Here is a 15,266-nt window from a genome sequence, read left to right on the forward strand (position 1 = left end):
TGGGGGGTATTGCCTGTGAGCCGTCGTCGCCGCGAACCTGAAGAGCACGTCAACCATGAACGCTGGCTGGTGTCCTACGCCGACTTCATCACTTTGCTGTTCGCTTTTTTCGTGGTGATGTACTCCATTTCTTCGATCAACGAAGGCAAGTACAAGGTCATTTCCGAGGCGCTGGTGGGTGTGTTTAACGACTCCGACCGCGCCCTCAAGCCGATTCCGATTGGCGATGAACGCCCCAAGAGCGTGACGCCGGCCAAACCGTTGGTCAAGGACAGCGATGAGACCGACGCCGGCATCAGTGGCGGCAGCGATCCGCTCAAGAGTATCGCCGACGACATCAGCGCGGCGTTTGGCGACTTGATCAGTTCCAACCAGATGACGATTCGTGGCAATGAGCTGTGGGTGGAGATCGAACTCAACTCCAGCCTGCTGTTTGCCAGCGCCGATGCGCTCCCCAGCGACATGGCATTCAGCATCATCGATAAGGTCGCTGCGATCTTGAAACCCTTCGACAACCCGATTCACGTCGAGGGCTTTACCGATAATCTACCGATCCACACAGCGCTGTACCCCACCAACTGGGAGTTGTCGTCGGCGCGCTCGGCGAGCATCGTGCGCATGTTGGCGATGCAGGGCGTCAACCCCGAGCGCCTGGCGTCCGTGGGGTACGGCGAATTCCAGCCCGTGGCCAATAATGCGACGGCCGAAGGCCGGGCGCGTAATCGCCGGGTAGTGCTGGTGGTCTCGCGCAACCTGGATGTGCGCCGCAGCCTGACCGCCACCGGGGCCGCCAATGCGCGACCGGATGCAGCATTGAAGCGGGCTGGCACACAAACTGCACCGACGCCCGTAAAGCCGCCGGTTCGTGCGAACGCCGTCAATTCTCCGTCACCGGCTCTATAACCTCGTGCTATTTCTCGGTCGAGCCAGTGCCCACCGGGAGGAACAATCCGAATGAGAGTCTGGGCAGTTGCCAATCAAAAGGGTGGGGTCGGCAAGACCACCACTTCCATCGCCTTAGCCGGCTTGCTGGCCGAGGCGGGCAAGCGTGTGGTCATTGTCGACCTCGATCCCCACGGCTCGATGACCAGCTATTTCGGTTACGACCCGGATGCGCTGGAACACAGTTGCTACGACCTGTTCCTGCACAAGGGCAACGTGCCTGACGGGTTGCCGGGGCAACTGCTGCTGTCCACCAGCAATGAGAGCATTTCGTTACTGCCCTCCAGCACGGCCTTGGCCACCCTCGAGCGACAATCGCCAGGGCAAAGCGGCCTGGGCCTGGTGATCGCCAAGACCCTGGCGCAGCTGTGGCAGGACTTCGACTACGCGATCATCGACAGTCCGCCGTTGCTTGGTGTGCTGATGGTCAACGCTTTGGCGGCCAGCCAGCAACTGGTGATCCCGGTACAGACCGAGCACCTGGCGGTCAAAGGCCTGGAACGCATGGTCAGCACCCTCGCCATGATCAACCGTTCGCGCAAGCAGGCGCTGCCGTTCAGCATTGTCCCGACCTTATTCGATCGCCGTACCCAAGCCTCGCTTGGCACGTTGCGCGTTTTGCGTGACGCCTATCCGGACACTATCTGGCAAGGCTACATCCCGGTCGACACACGCTTGCGCGATGCCAGCCGCGCCGGTCTGACGCCGTCGCAATTCGATGGCAAAAGCCGCGGCGTACTGGCTTATCGGGCATTGCTCAAGCATCTGCTGGCCCAGCAGCTTGTAGCGCAGGTGGCGTGAGATGAGAGTTTATTCAAGTCAGTGGGCCATCGAGCCGATAACCTCTCAAGACAGGGGTAACAGGACTTGCGCGTGGGCATACAGATGAATCGTCCTGTGGATACCAAAAGCCCACCGCAACTGGCGTTGCAGTCTTACCTGGATGCGTTGCTGCAGGAGGCGACCGAGGACGAGCTGCCCGAACCGATTCTGGTCCTGGATGAGGTGATGGTTGCGCCCAGCGTCGAGCCTGAGGCCAGCCTGGATGAGTTTCAATTGGCGGTACTGGAGGAGCAGGCCCGCGATGCCTGGGTTGAGCCGGTTCCGGTAGCGGCAGTGCCTCTGGTACTGGTGCCGCCGGTGGCGGAGGTGCATCTGGCGCCAAGCATTCCACCGCCGCCCGGGGAAACCGAAGGGCGACCGGCATGGGCCGCCGAACCGTTCGAATGCCTGCTGTTCGACGTGGCCGGGCTGACCCTGGCAGTGCCGCTGGTGTGCCTCGGATCGATTTACTCGCTGGAAGGCCAGGAGTTGACGCCGCTGTTTGGCCAGCCGGACTGGTTTCTCGGAATCCTGCCGAGCCAGGCGGGCAACCTCAAGGTGCTGGACACGGCGCGCTGGGTCATGCCCGACCGCTACCGCGATGATTTTCGCCAGGGCCTGCAGTATGTGATTTCGGTTCAGGGTTACGAGTGGGGGTTGGCGGTGCATCAAGTCAGCCGCTCGTTGCGCCTGGACCCCAATGAAATCAAATGGCGCAGCCAGAGGGGGCAGCGGCCCTGGCTGGCGGGCACGGTGATTGAGCACATGTGCGCACTGCTGGATGTCGCGGAACTGGCGGAACTGATCGCCAGCGGTGCGGTGAAAGATATGCAAGGCAACAAACGTACTTGATAAGAGACGCAGCACGGTTGTGCTGCCTAAAAAGAACACGCCGTCATCAACGGTATTTGAAGGGGTCAGGGGTATGAACAAGTCAGCGTCCGCACAGGGTTTGGATGATCCGATCCTGCAATGGGTTACCTTCAAGCTGGACAACGAGTCTTACGGCATCAACGTGATGCGCGTGCAAGAAGTGCTGCGCTACACCGAAATCGCCCCGGTACCGGGCGCACCCAGCTACGTGCTGGGCATCATCAACCTGCGCGGTAATGTCGTCACCGTGATCGACACGCGCCAGCGCTTCGGCCTGGCCTCCGCCGACGTCAACGACAATACCCGTATCGTCATCATCGAAGCCGACAAGCAAGTGGTCGGGATCATGGTCGACAGCGTGGCCGAAGTGGTTTATCTGCGTCAGTCTGAAGTCGAGACCGCGCCGAATGTCGGCAACGAAGAATCGGCCAAGTTCATCCAGGGCGTGTGCAACAAGAACGGCGAGCTGCTGATTCTGGTTGAGCTGGACAAGATGATGAGCGAAGAAGAGTGGTCGGATCTGGAGAACATCTGATTGATCCTCGAGGTAGTGGTGATCGTCCTGGCCCTGTTGTGGGCCGGGACTCTCGGTTTCCTGCTGCGCTATATGCGCCAGCAGCGCGAATTGGCGATGCAGCAGGCCGAGCGCGACGCGGTGCGTGATCAGCGCATCAAGGAGCTGGCGCGGCGGGTGGATAACTACCAGCAGAGCGCGGTTCGGGTAGGCGATGACGTGCACGAGTTGCGTGCAATCCTCGCGCCCCTGCCGGACAAGTTGTCGGCGCTTGAGCAGCGTGATCCTTCAAGCCTGTCTTTCGCCCAGGCGGCGAAGTTAGTGGGCATGGGCGCCACGGTGGATGAACTGACCCAGTCCTGTGGCCTGACCCAGGCTGAGGCGCAGTTGATGAGCAAGTTGCACAAGGGCTAAGCCTGGATATCTCGCTGGGGCGAGAGGGCTAGTAGTCTTCTCCCTGGGCCGTCACATCTCGCTCAACCGGCTCCGCATCCGGGTCGTAGCCCGCCGGGAACTTGCCTTTCAATGTCCAGGCAAACGCAATGATCTCGGCAATGGTGCGGTACAGCTCCTCGGGAATGCTGTCACCCAGCTCCATTCTCGCCAGCAATTTGACCAGCTCGGCATTTTCATAAATCGGTACTTCATTTTCCCGCGCCAATTTGAGGATCGCCTCGGCCAAGGCGTCGTCGCCTTTGGCGCTCAAGGTGGGGGCGAGTTTGCCATCGTACTTGAGGGCGATGGCCTGGCGCGGCGGGTTGGGGTTCTTCATGCGGTTTCATCCACCCAGCGTTGTTCAAGCCCAGTTTTTGGCCCGCGGGGCGGGGTGCCGAGGTGGCAGTCGAGATCGCCGACGTTCAGCCCCGAAGACACCAGGCGCTCACGCAGACTGCCCAAGTGACTTTCGATCAGGCTGGCGGTGTAGGGGCGGATCGCCCATAACTGGCTGGAGAGTTTGCCTTGGCTCAATTGCGCCTGGACTTGCAATGGCCCCAGGGGCTCCATGTCAAAAGCCAGCTCGACGCGCCAGAGCATCTTTTTCGCGTCGCGTTCGATCTTGCGTTCAGGTTCATCCTGGTCCGGCGTCGGCTCTTCACGCTGGAACTTGACCTGCAAAGGCACGATGTCCTGCATCGTGCGCATAGGGATCTCCAGTTGCCAGGTGGTCAACAGTTTGCCATCGGCCGTGGTGCCGGTTTGTTCCAGGCTCGAGAGTTGATGGCTTTGCAGGCGCGAGATGGCCCCGGCGGCCAGGCGCAGCAGGTTTTCCAGGCTGCTTTCACCTTCCAGGCGCTGCATCAGCCGTTCCGGTAGCGGGAAGCTGCTGGCCGCGGTGCGAGCGCCGATCTGACCCAGGGTCCCCAACGGGCTGCGCACGAAGCTGGGCAGCATTTGCGCGAGGGTGTTGGCGGCGAGGATGGCATTCAGGTTGGTGTGGGCGGGCAGGGCCGGCGTGAGTTCGGCCACCAGGCGTAGCAGGCTGCCCTTCATGTCGAGGGGCGGTACTTGCGGGTTTTGCCCAGCCAGTAATTTGGCTTCAAGAAAGATGCCGCTGTTGTGCAGCGATTGCGCCAATGCCTTGGGGTTGCTGGCTTGAGCGAGGTCGGGCAAACCGGCCAGCAGGCGCTCTACGGCCACCCGCAGTTGCACCGGCGTGTCGGCGCTGCGGGGCATGTTTTGCAACGCGTTGAGCAGCCCCTCCAGAGAACCCTGGCGGCTTTGCTGGGTGGCGAGTTGCTGACTGATCGCCAGTTGTTCCTGGCGCCCGCTCAGCGGTACGAAGTTCAGGCTCTGGGCACCCTGGACTACCGCGCTGAGCAAGCTGCCGACGCGCAACGGCTGCGGACTTTCGAGCGTCAGGGTGGTACCGATCAGCGCGTTATTGAGTACCGAGACCAGCGAACGATAGAGCGCCGGCTGCCCGGCGCCCTGGGGCAGTGCCTGGGACGTCAGAACCTTGGCTTGCAGCAACGTGCCGAGCGGCAATTGAGTGGTATCAATCCGGGTGAGGGCAGCGACGTTGGCGCTAAGCGCTTGTTGCAGCGTGATGGCCAAGTCACCCGATGCGGTCTGGCTCACCGCCACGTTGCTGCCCAGCGGCAGCGGCTGGCTGCTGGCGGCCTGTACCAGGGTTTGTCGGCCACCTTCCAGCGTCAGCTTGAGCAGCAACTGGAAGGCTTCACCGCCTTGCTTGAGAGCCAGCACCTCGGCATTCACGGTTTTTCCAGCATCGATCAATCCGGCCTGGGGCTCCAGCAGTTTCAACAGTTCACCCACCGCAGGCGCGGGTCGAGGTCCGGTGGGCGTGGCCGGAGGAAGGGGTGGAAGGTTGATGTCACCGGTCATCGTGGTCGCCATCTCAAGGAAATTGCCCTCTTTAGAGTAGGGCATCGCATGTATAATGCCGCCCGTCTTCAAAGAGCGGGTCAAAAACATCACACCTGATTGATCCAGCTCTCTAAAACAGGCCGCCAATGGGTTTATTGTGCATCTCTTTAACGGCCGTTCCACTGCCGACTTGAACTGTAAAGGCCCGTGATCTCTTGACCAGTCCACTTTTAGAAGCCGTTGCGCTCACCTGTGAGCGAGACCTGCGGATGTTGTTCGATCACCTCGAACTGCGTCTGGCGGGCGGCGACATGGTGCAGGTCAGCGGACCTAACGGCAGCGGCAAGACCAGCCTGTTGCGCCTGTTGGCGGGCCTGATGCAGCCGACGGCGGGGCAGGTGCGGCTCAACGGCAAGCCGTTGACCGAACAACGCACTGAGCTGGCGCGTAATCTGCTGTGGATCGGTCATGCCGCCGGGATCAAGGATGTGCTGACGCCTGAAGAAAACCTCGGTTGGCTCAGCGCCCTGCATCATCCGACGAGCCGCGAGTCGATTTGGCGAGCGTTGGCCGCCGTGGGCCTGAAGGGGTTTGAAGACGTGCCGTGTCACACCCTGTCTGCCGGCCAGCAGCGGCGGGTGGCCCTGGCCCGCTTGTATCTGCAGGGCCCGCCGCTGTGGATTCTCGACGAACCCTTTACCGCCCTCGATAAACAGGGCGTGGCGCAACTTGAAGAGCACTTGGCCACACACTGTGAGCAAGGTGGCATGGTGCTCCTGACCACTCACCATACGCTGGCCCGGAGACCGCAGGGTTACCGTGAGCTGGACCTGGGGCGGTGGTCGGTATGAGTGTCTTTGCCCTGTTGGTGGCCCGTGAAGCGCGGTTGCTGTGTCGCCGTCCGGCTGAGTTGGCCAACCCGCTGGTGTTCTTTGCCATCGTCATCGCGCTGTTCCCGCTGGCGGTCGGACCCGAGACAAAACTGTTGCAAACCTTGTCTCCGGGACTGGTGTGGGTGGCGGCGCTTTTGTCCGTCCTGCTCTCGCTGGACGGGCTGTTTCGCAGTGATTTCGAGGATGGTTCCCTGGAACAGTGGGTCCTTTCGTCGCACCCCTTGCCTCTTCTGGTCCTGGCCAAGGTACTGGCACACTGGGCGTTTTCCGGGCTGGCGCTGGTGTTGCTCGCGCCGCTGCTGGCGATGATGCTGGGGCTGCCCACGGCATGCTTGCCGGTGCTGCTGGCTTCATTACTGCTCGGCACCCCGGTGCTGAGCCTGCTGGGCGCGGTTGGCGCCGCACTGACGGTCGGGCTGAAACGGGGTGGACTGCTGCTGGCCTTGCTGATTTTGCCGTTGTATATCCCGGTGCTGATTCTCGGCAGCGGTGCCTTGCAAGCCGCGTTGATGGGCATGCCGGCGACCGGTTACCTGCTGTGGCTGGGCAGCCTGACCGCCCTGGCGGTAACCCTGACACCTTTTGCGATAGCCGCCGGCCTGAAGATCAGCGTCGGCGAATAATGAGGACAGGTCGCGACCTGCTCGTCTAAATAAGAAAGACCCCAGACTTTTCGCAACGACGAAAAGCAACCGTGATGGAAACAGCAATGAACTGGACCTGGTTTCACAAGCTCGGATCGCCCAAGTGGTTCTATGGCATCAGTGGCAAACTCCTGCCATGGCTCAGTATCGCCGCTGTGTTGCTGATCGGCATCGGCCTGGTCTGGGGCCTGGCCTTCGCGCCGCCTGACTATCAGCAAGGCAACAGCTTTCGCATCATCTATATCCACGTGCCCAGTGCGTTGCTGGCCCAGTCCATCTACGTGATGCTGGCGGTGTGCGGCATCGTCGGCCTGGTCTGGAAGATGAAACTGGCCGACGTTGCCCTGCAATGTGCAGCGCCCATCGGTGCCTGGATGACCGCCGTGGCGCTGATCACCGGGGCGATCTGGGGCAAGCCGACCTGGGGCTCGTGGTGGGTCTGGGATGCGCGACTGACGTCGATGCTGATTCTGCTGTTCCTGTACTTCGGTCTGATTGCCCTGGGCAACGCCATCAGCAATCGTGAGAGTGCCGCCAAGGCCTGTGCGGTACTGGCGATTGTCGGCGTGATCAACATCCCGATCATCAAGTACTCGGTGGAGTGGTGGAACACCCTGCATCAGGGCGCGACCTTTACCCTGACTGAAAAACCGGCGATGCCCGTGGAAATGTGGGCGCCGCTGTTGCTGATGGTCCTGGGGTTCTACTGCTTCTTCGGTGCCGTGTTGCTGATGCGCATGCGCCTCGAAGTGCTCAAGCGTGAAGCCCGCGCCAGTTGGGTCAAGGTCGAAGTGCAAAACAGCCTGGGAGCCCGAGGATGAGTTTCGCCTCTTTGAGTGATTTTCTCGCCATGGGCCATCACGGCCTGTACGTCTGGACGGCCTATGGCATTTGCCTGGCGGTGCTGGCCCTCAACGTCGCCGCGCCGATCCTGGCCCGCAAGCGTTACCTGCAACAAGAGGCGCGTCGTCTGCGCCGGGAGACCGATAAGTGAATCCGCTGCGTCGAAAACGTCTGTTGATCATCCTCGCCATTCTGCTCGGTGTCGGCCTCGCCGTGGGCCTGGCCTTGAGTGCCTTGCAGCAGAACATCAACCTGTTTTACACCCCGACCCAGATTGCCAACGGCGAAGCGCCGCTGGACACGCGCATTCGCGCAGGCGGCATGGTCGAGGCCGGTTCCCTGAAACGTTCCGGCGACTCCCTGGACGTCACGTTCGTGGTCACCGACTTCAAGAAATCCGTAACCATCACCTACCGCGGCATCCTCCCGGACCTGTTCCGTGAAGGCCAAGGCATCGTCGCCCTCGGCAAGCTCAACGCTGATGGCGTGGTGGTCGCCGATGAAGTGCTGGCCAAGCACGACGAGAAGTACATGCCGCCGGAAGTGACCAAAGCCCTGAACGAAAGTGGTCAGTCGGCTCCCACACCTGCCAAGGAGGGCTGACTGATGAGCTCTGCACTGTTTATCCCCGAACTGGGCCAGTTGGCGATGATCCTCGCCCTGTGCTTCGCTGTCGTTCAGGCGATTGTTCCGCTGCTGGGCGCCTGGCGCGGTGATCGCCTGTGGATGAGCCTGGCCCAGCCGGCCGCCTGGGGCCAGTTCGCGTTTCTCGGGTTCGCATTTGGCTGCCTGACCTACGCTTTCATGACTGACGATTTTTCCGTCGCCTACGTCGCAAGCAACTCCAACAGCGCCTTGCCCTGGTACTACAAGTTCAGCGCGGTGTGGGGTGCCCACGAAGGCTCCCTGTTGCTGTGGGCCTTGATTCTCGGCGGCTGGACGTTCGCGGTCTCGGTGTTTTCCCGGCAGTTGCCGCAAGTGATGCTGGCCCGGGTGCTGGCAGTGATGGGCATGATCAGCATTGGCTTCCTGCTGTTTCTGATCATGACCTCCAACCCGTTCGAGCGGATCCTGCCGCAAATCCCGGCCGACGGTCGCGACCTCAACCCGTTGCTGCAGGACATCGGCCTGATCGTCCACCCGCCGATGTTGTACATGGGCTACGTCGGTTTCTCGGTGGCCTTTGCCTTCGCCATCGCCGCACTGTTGGGCGGGCGCCTCGATGCGGCCTGGGCGCGCTGGTCGCGGCCGTGGACCATCGTTGCCTGGGCCTTCCTCGGCATCGGCATCACCTTGGGTTCGTGGTGGGCCTACTACGAACTTGGCTGGGGTGGCTGGTGGTTCTGGGACCCGGTGGAGAACGCCTCGTTCATGCCGTGGCTGGTGGGCACCGCGCTGATTCACTCGTTAGCGGTTACCGAAAAACGCGGCGTGTTCAAGAGCTGGACCGTGTTGCTGGCCATCGCCGCATTTTCGCTGAGTCTGCTGGGTACGTTCCTGGTCCGTTCGGGCGTGCTGACCTCGGTTCACGCTTTTGCCTCCGACCCCGAGCGTGGAGTGTTCATCCTGATCTTCCTGCTGCTGGTCGTGGGCGGTTCCCTGACGCTGTTCGCCTTGCGCGCGCCGGTGGTCAAGAGTCACGTCGGCTTCAACCTGTGGTCACGGGAAACCTTGCTGCTGGGCAACAATCTGGTGCTGGTGGTGGCTGCCTCGATGATCCTGCTGGGCACCTTGTATCCGTTGATGCTGGATGCGCTGACCGGCGCCAAGCTCTCCGTCGGTCCGCCCTATTTCAATGCGTTGTTTATCCCGTTGATGGGCCTGCTGATGGGGGTGATGGCCATTGGCGTGCTGGTGCGCTGGAAAGACACGCCGGTCAAATGGCTGGTGGGCATGTTGATCCCGGTGCTGCTGGGCAGCGCTGCATTGGCGGTGGTCGCCGGAATCGCCTACGGTGACTTCAATTGGGCGGTGCTTGCCACGTTCATGCTGGCGGCCTGGGTGTTGCTGGCCGGGGTGCGAGACATCCTCGACAAGACCCGCCATAAAGGCTTGATCAAGGGCCTGCCGAGCCTGACTCGCAGCTATTGGGGCATGCAGATTGCGCATATCGGTATCGCGGTTTGCGCGCTGGGTGTGGTGTTGTCCAGCCAGAACAGCGCCGAACGCGATCTGCGCCTGGCGCCTGGCGAGTCCATGGACCTGGCCGGTTACCAGTTTGTCTTTGAGGGCGCGAAGCATTTCGAAGGGCCCAACTTCACCTCGGACAAAGGCACCGTGCGCGTGGTGCGCAAGGGCAAGGAAATTGCCGTGCTGCACCCGGAAAAGCGCCTGTACACCGTGCAGAACTCGATGATGACCGAGGCCGGGATCGACGCCGGCTTCACCCGTGACCTCTACGTCGCCCTCGGCGAGCCATTGGGCGACGGCGCCTGGGCGGTACGGGTCCACGTCAAGCCGTTCGTGCGCTGGATCTGGTTCGGCGGCCTGCTGACAGGTTTCGGCGGTTTACTGGCGGCGATGGACCGGCGTTATCGGGTCAAGGTCAAGAACCGGGTGCGTGAAGCCCTCGGCCTGCAAGGAGCAGCGGTATGAAGCGTTGGTTGATGGTTGTGCCGCTGGCGCTGTTCCTGCTGGTGGCGGTGTTCTTGTATCGCGGCCTGTACCTGGACCCGGCGGAGTTACCGTCGGCGATGATCGGCAAGCCATTCCCGGCCTTTTCCCTGCCTACCGTGCAGGGCGACAAGACCTTGACCCAGGCCGACCTGCAGGGCAAGCCGGCGCTGGTCAACGTCTGGGCGACCTGGTGCATTTCCTGCCGCGTCGAGCATCCGGTATTGAACAAGCTGGCCGAAAAAGGCGTGGTGATCTACGGGGTCAACTACAAGGACGACAATGCGGCGGCCTTGAAGTGGCTGGCGGAGTTCCACAACCCTTATCAGTTGGATATCCGCGATGAAGACGGCAATCTTGGCCTGAACCTCGGCGTCTATGGCGCCCCGGAAACCTTCTTCATCGATGCCCAGGGCGTGATTCGCGACAAGTTCGTCGGTGTGATCGACGAAGTGGTCTGGCGTGAGCAATTGGCCGCCAAATACCAGGCGCTGGTGGATGAGGCCAAACCATGAAGCGTTGGTTGACCGCTGCTGTACTGACGCTGGGATTGATGGGCGTGGCCCACGCCGCGATCGACACCTATGAGTTTGCGAATGACGGTGAGCGCGAGCGTTTTCGCGAATTGACCAAGGAACTGCGCTGTCCCAAGTGTCAGAACCAGGATATCGCCGACTCCAACGCGCCCATCGCCGCCGACCTGCGCAAAGAGATCTTCCGCATGTTGGGGGAGGGCAAGGACAATCAGCAGATCATCGACTTCATGGTCGATCGCTACGGTGATTTTGTCCGCTACAAACCGGCCCTCACTGCCAAGACCGCGCTGCTCTGGTTTGGCCCCGCCGGCCTGTTGCTCGGTGGGCTGGTGGTCATGGCGGTGATCGTCCGCCGTCGCCGCGTCGCCCCGACCGATGGTTCGGACACGCTATCCGCTTCCGAGCGTCAACGCCTCGACCAACTGCTGGACAAAAAAACCGATGATTGATTTCTGGCTCGCAGCAGGCCTGCTGCTCCTGGTTGCCTTGAGTTTCCTGTTGATCCCGGTATTGCGCGTGCGCCGTGCCCAGCGTGAGGAGGATCGCACCGCTCTGAACGTCGCGCTGTATCAGGAGCGCGTGGCCGAACTGCAAACCCAGCAAAGCGAAGGTGTGCTTGACGCCGCGCAATTGGATGCTGGCCGCGCCGAGGCCGCTCGAGAGTTGTTGGCCGACACCGAAGGCGTGGAAAAACCCCGCGAGTCGCGACTGGGCAAACCCTTGCCATTGCTCGCGGCGTTCCTGGTGCCGGTCCTGGGCCTTGGTTTGTACTTGCACTTCGGCGCCAGCGACAAGGTCGAACTGACTCGCGAATTTTCCCAGCCTCCGGTGTCCATGGAAGACATGACCCAGCGCCTGGAACGTGCGGCGGCCGCGCAACCGGATTCGGCCGAAGGCCTGTATTTCCTCGGGCGGGCCTACATGGCTCAGGATCGGTCGGCGGACGCGGCGAAAGTCTTCGAGCGCAGCGTGGCCCTGGCCGGTCGTCAGCCGGAGTTGCTCGGGCAGTGGGCGCAGGCGCAGTACTTCGCGGATAACAAACAATGGTCGCCGAAAATCCAGGCCTTGACCGATGAAGCGCTGAAGCTTGATCCCAAGGAAGTCACCAGCCTTGGTTTGCTGGGTATCGCCGCCTTTGAAGGCCAGCGTTACCAGCAGGCCATTGATTACTGGAATCGCCTGTTGGCCCAGTTGCCGGAGCAGGATAAATCCCGCGCGGCGCTGCAGGGCGGGATTGACCGGGCGGCCGAGAAGCTGAAAGAGGGCGGGGGTGCCGTCGCGCCGACCCAGGCTGCCGCGCTGCTCAAAGTCCGCGTCGAGGTGTCGGCTGAGGTAAAAGCCAAGGCTCGGCCGACCGACAGCGTATTCATCTTCGTGCGTGCGGTCAGCGGCCCGCCGGCGCCGTTGGCCGCCAAGCGCGTGAGCGTGGCTGACCTGCCGATCAGTGTCGAACTGGGGGATGCTGACGCGATGATGCCGCAGTTGAAACTGTCCAACTTTCCCGAAGTCCAACTCGTTGCGCGCATCTCCCGGACCGGTCAACCGACTGCCGGCGAGTGGATCGGTCGCAGCCAACCCCTGGCGAGCAGCACCACCGCGACGCAGCAATTGATCATCGACAGTCCGGACAAGTAATTTCGAGGAAACGCCCATGACCGCCATCGCTCGTATCACCTTGCTTAGCCTGGTTCTGGGGTTGAGTGCCTGTGCGGTTCATCGGCCACCGGCGCAGACCGGCCCGACCATTCCGTCGTCTGGCCCTTCAACCCAACCTGGCACCCAGCCGGCAACCAAACCTTCCAGCCCGGTCATTCCCGCGCCCCGAGCGATACCCCGGACCTCGGCGACCTTCGCCCCACCGCCGGGCGCAGCGAGTCACTGGGACGGCAAAATGGGCGTGTATGTACTGGACGAGCAGCCGCATACCTTCTATCGCCAGCGTACCTATTACCGCTGGAGCAATGGCTGGAGCCGCTCCATCAGCCCGAATGGCCCGTGGGAAGAAACCAATGTGCAGGGTGTGCCACCGGGGTTGAGCAAGCAGTACGCGCAGTGAAGATAGGCGACTTTCGAGCTTGATGCCCGTCAGTTAAGCTTCTCTGGCATTAGGGCAAGCCTTAATGCGAAAGTCGCGTGCCGAACACCATCCTGTGGCGAGGGGGCTCGTCCCCCGTTGGGCTGCGCAGCAGCCCTAAATCAGCCAGATACGCCGCATTCCTCTTTATTGGGGCTGCTGCGCAGCCCAACGGGGGCGATACGGCGTTCCGGCAAGCCCCCTCGCCACGAGTTTCAGCCTTAACTGAACGACATTAGGGCAGGCCTTCTTGCCACAGATCCGTAATCCCGCGGGTCGGGCGACACACCAAAGGGTATTTTGATGGCCGGCAGGTTGATCTATCTCATCGGACCCTCGGGTTCGGGCAAGGACAGCCTGCTGGATGCCGCCCGCTCGCGTCTGGCCGCGCGCGGCTGTCGCATTGTGCAGCGGGTGATCACGCGTTCTGCGGAAGCAGTGGGCGAGGCGGCTCAAGGCGTGAGCCCGCGGCAGTTCGCCCTGCTGCAGGCCGAAGGTGCCTTTGCCCTTTGTTGGCAGGCCAATGGCTTGTCCTATGGCATTCCGCGGGAGATCGACGATTGGCTGGCGGCGGGGGAGGATGTGTTGCTCAACGGTTCCCGAGGCCACCTGGCGCAAGCCCGCCTGCGTTACCCGACGTTGCTGGTGGTGTTGCTGACGGTGGACGCTGGCGTATTGCGCCAACGCTTGTTGGCGCGGGGGCGGGAGTCGCCGAGCGAAATCGAGGCGCGCCTGGCGCGCAATGCGCAGTTCAGTGAAAGCCTGATGGCAACCTCGGGTGTGCGCCTGCTGGATAATTCCGGCCCGCTGGAGCACACCGTCGAACGCTTGCTCGCTGGCCTCGACGATGGGCAATCCGCATGTGCCTGACCCTGCTGGCGTAGCCTCAGGCATTCACCGCCGTGGTGCCCTTCGACACCCACAGGAAGCGCAACAACGCTACCAGCGGGAAGGCGCTGCCGACCAGGACCACCGCCAGCCAGCCGCCGTATTCATACACGCTACTGGCAATTGCCGAGCCGAACGCGCCGCCGATAAAGATGCTGGTCATGTACAGCGCGTTCAAGCGGCTGCGGCTATTGGCGTCGAGGGCATAGATAGCGCGTTGGCCGAGGACCATGTTCATCTGCACACAGAAGTCCAGGACCACGCCAGTCACTGCCAGGCCGATCACGCTGTAGATCGGGTGGACGAACGCCGGCAGAAAGCTCAATGCGGCAAACACGATGGCCAGCAACGAAGCCCGGTGGGTATGACCCGCATCGGCCAGGCGCCCGGCAATCGGCGCGGCTATGGCACCAATCGCGCCGACCAGGGCGAAGATTGCGATCTGGCTCTGGCTCAGGCCATGGTTGCGCACCAGTTCCAGCGGCGCGGCGCTCCAGAACAGGCTGAAGGCGGCGAACAGGCAACCCTGGTAAAACGCGCGTTGGCGCAATAGCGGTTGCTGGCGCAGCAAGGTGCCCAGCGAGTGCAACAACTGTCCGTAGCTGGCGCGATGGTCCGGCTGGCGCCTGGGAATCGTCAATAACAGTACGACGCTGATCACCGCCATCAGCGCTGCCGCCGCGATGAACATCGCCCGCCAGCCGAAGTGATCGGCGACCACGCTCGATATCGGCCGCGCCAACAGAATGCCCAGCAACAGGCCACCCATGATGCTGCCTACCACCCGACCCCGGGACTCAGCCGGAGCCAGGTGCGCGGCCAGCGGAATCAGGATTTGCACCGACACCGAACTGAAGCCGATCAGCAATGACACCAGCAGGAACAGGTTCGGTTGTTCAATGAGGGCGGCGCCCAACAGGCTGGCGATGGACACCACCGTGGTGGTGATCATCAGTTTGCGGTTTTCCAGCAAATCGCCCAGCGGTACCAGGAAGAACAGGCCCAAGGCATAACCGATCTGGGTCAGGGACACGATCAGGCTGGCCATGGCCGGTGTCAGGCCGATGTCCGGGGCGATCATTTCGATGATCGGTTGCGCGTAGTAGAGGTTGGCGACGATCGCGCCGCAACAGAATGCAAACAGCAGCACCATGCCTCGAGTCATGGTGCCGGGATGGGAGGCGTTGGAAATCGCAGTCATGGTTCGCTCTTTAACGCGGGAGGATGGCGTGAAAGGTTAAAGGCTCGGCGAGGCCGGGGATAGACCGCTTGTGCTGATTTCACTCATGTCCGGGA

General features: G+C 62.0%; 19 protein-coding genes. 16 read left to right on the forward strand and 3 right to left on the reverse strand.

What is annotated here, in order from left to right; translation table 11 throughout:
• Positions 1–15: 15 nt before the first annotated feature.
• From motD to AC6CIA_RS13850, 5 genes are all read left to right on the forward strand, one after another.
• A complete protein-coding gene (gene motD / locus AC6CIA_RS13830; RefSeq protein ID WP_498312741.1) occupies positions 16–903 on the forward strand; it encodes a flagellar motor protein MotD in 888 nt (295 codons plus the stop codon).
• Between the two features lie 51 nt (positions 904–954).
• Positions 955–1,743 (forward strand): ParA family protein, encoded by a 789-nt coding sequence (locus tag AC6CIA_RS13835; protein ID WP_339528688.1) that lies wholly within the window; start codon positions 955–957, stop codon positions 1,741–1,743.
• Positions 1,744–1,827: 84 nt separating this feature from the next.
• Positions 1,828–2,616: a CheW domain-containing protein gene (locus AC6CIA_RS13840; RefSeq protein WP_498312743.1), complete on the forward strand. Its 789-nt coding sequence runs from the start codon at positions 1,828–1,830 to the stop codon at positions 2,614–2,616.
• 73 nt (positions 2,617–2,689) lie between these two features.
• Positions 2,690–3,172: a chemotaxis protein CheW gene (locus AC6CIA_RS13845; protein ID WP_339528690.1), complete on the forward strand. Its 483-nt coding sequence runs from the start codon at positions 2,690–2,692 to the stop codon at positions 3,170–3,172.
• The gene (locus AC6CIA_RS13850) at positions 3,173–3,565 is read left to right on the forward strand and encodes a DUF2802 domain-containing protein (protein WP_339528691.1); all 393 of its coding nucleotides are present in this window, start codon (positions 3,173–3,175) and stop codon (positions 3,563–3,565) included.
• Positions 3,566–3,593: 28 nt separating this feature from the next.
• Here the strand turns inward: AC6CIA_RS13850 and AC6CIA_RS13855 are convergent, their stop codons facing one another.
• Both AC6CIA_RS13855 and fliK read right to left on the reverse strand, forming a co-directional pair.
• Positions 3,594–3,923 carry an EscU/YscU/HrcU family type III secretion system export apparatus switch protein gene (locus AC6CIA_RS13855; protein ID WP_339528692.1) on the reverse strand — a complete coding sequence of 110 codons (330 nt, stop codon included), beginning with the start codon at positions 3,921–3,923 and terminating at the stop codon, positions 3,594–3,596.
• Complete coding sequence (gene fliK, locus AC6CIA_RS13860; protein WP_498312746.1) at positions 3,920–5,497, reverse strand: flagellar hook-length control protein FliK; 1,578 nt, start codon at positions 5,495–5,497, stop codon at positions 3,920–3,922. Before fliK ends, AC6CIA_RS13855 begins: the two co-directional genes overlap by 4 nt.
• A gap of 251 nt (positions 5,498–5,748) precedes the next feature.
• Here fliK and ccmA point away from each other — a divergent pair, with 251 nt between their 5' ends.
• The 11 genes from ccmA (at position 5,749) to phnN (ending at position 13,952) form a co-directional block, all read left to right on the forward strand.
• A complete protein-coding gene (ccmA, locus tag AC6CIA_RS13865; RefSeq protein ID WP_498312748.1) occupies positions 5,749–6,330 on the forward strand; it encodes a cytochrome c biogenesis heme-transporting ATPase CcmA in 582 nt (193 codons plus the stop codon).
• Positions 6,327–6,995, forward strand: a complete 669-nt coding sequence (gene ccmB / locus AC6CIA_RS13870) for a heme exporter protein CcmB (protein WP_498312749.1) — start codon at positions 6,327–6,329, stop codon at positions 6,993–6,995. Before ccmA ends, ccmB begins: the two co-directional genes overlap by 4 nt.
• A gap of 86 nt (positions 6,996–7,081) precedes the next feature.
• The gene (locus AC6CIA_RS13875; protein ID WP_498312751.1) at positions 7,082–7,837 is read left to right on the forward strand and encodes a heme ABC transporter permease; all 756 of its coding nucleotides are present in this window, start codon (positions 7,082–7,084) and stop codon (positions 7,835–7,837) included.
• Positions 7,834–8,010, forward strand: coding sequence for a heme exporter protein CcmD (ccmD, locus tag AC6CIA_RS13880; protein WP_339528696.1), 177 nt, complete (start codon positions 7,834–7,836; stop codon positions 8,008–8,010). The genes AC6CIA_RS13875 and ccmD overlap by 4 nt, the downstream gene beginning before the upstream one ends.
• Positions 8,007–8,462, forward strand: a complete 456-nt coding sequence (ccmE, locus tag AC6CIA_RS13885) for a cytochrome c maturation protein CcmE (protein ID WP_498312753.1) — start codon at positions 8,007–8,009, stop codon at positions 8,460–8,462. The genes ccmD and ccmE overlap by 4 nt, the downstream gene beginning before the upstream one ends.
• A gap of 3 nt (positions 8,463–8,465) precedes the next feature.
• A complete protein-coding gene (locus AC6CIA_RS13890) occupies positions 8,466–10,454 on the forward strand; it encodes a heme lyase CcmF/NrfE family subunit (protein WP_498312755.1) in 1,989 nt (662 codons plus the stop codon).
• Positions 10,451–10,987, forward strand: coding sequence for a DsbE family thiol:disulfide interchange protein (locus AC6CIA_RS13895; protein WP_498312757.1), 537 nt, complete (start codon positions 10,451–10,453; stop codon positions 10,985–10,987). Before AC6CIA_RS13890 ends, AC6CIA_RS13895 begins: the two co-directional genes overlap by 4 nt.
• The gene (locus AC6CIA_RS13900; RefSeq protein ID WP_498312759.1) at positions 10,984–11,457 is read left to right on the forward strand and encodes a cytochrome c-type biogenesis protein; all 474 of its coding nucleotides are present in this window, start codon (positions 10,984–10,986) and stop codon (positions 11,455–11,457) included. The genes AC6CIA_RS13895 and AC6CIA_RS13900 overlap by 4 nt, the downstream gene beginning before the upstream one ends.
• Positions 11,450–12,643, forward strand: a complete 1,194-nt coding sequence (ccmI, locus tag AC6CIA_RS13905) for a c-type cytochrome biogenesis protein CcmI (protein ID WP_498312761.1) — start codon at positions 11,450–11,452, stop codon at positions 12,641–12,643. Before AC6CIA_RS13900 ends, ccmI begins: the two co-directional genes overlap by 8 nt.
• Positions 12,644–12,659: 16 nt before the next feature.
• A complete protein-coding gene (locus AC6CIA_RS13910) occupies positions 12,660–13,064 on the forward strand; it encodes a hypothetical protein (RefSeq protein ID WP_498312763.1) in 405 nt (134 codons plus the stop codon).
• Positions 13,065–13,385: 321 nt separating this feature from the next.
• Entirely contained in the window at positions 13,386–13,952 is a 567-nt protein-coding gene (gene phnN / locus AC6CIA_RS13915; protein WP_498312765.1) for a phosphonate metabolism protein/1,5-bisphosphokinase (PRPP-forming) PhnN, read from the forward strand.
• 16 nt (positions 13,953–13,968) lie between these two features.
• On the opposite strand, the gene AC6CIA_RS13920 is transcribed toward phnN, so the two are convergent.
• The gene (locus tag AC6CIA_RS13920; protein WP_498312766.1) at positions 13,969–15,171 is read right to left on the reverse strand and encodes an MFS transporter; all 1,203 of its coding nucleotides are present in this window, start codon (positions 15,169–15,171) and stop codon (positions 13,969–13,971) included.
• Between the last annotated feature and the right edge of the window lie 95 nt (positions 15,172–15,266).

It is taken from the genome of Pseudomonas sp. GQ91, assembly GCF_059758795.1.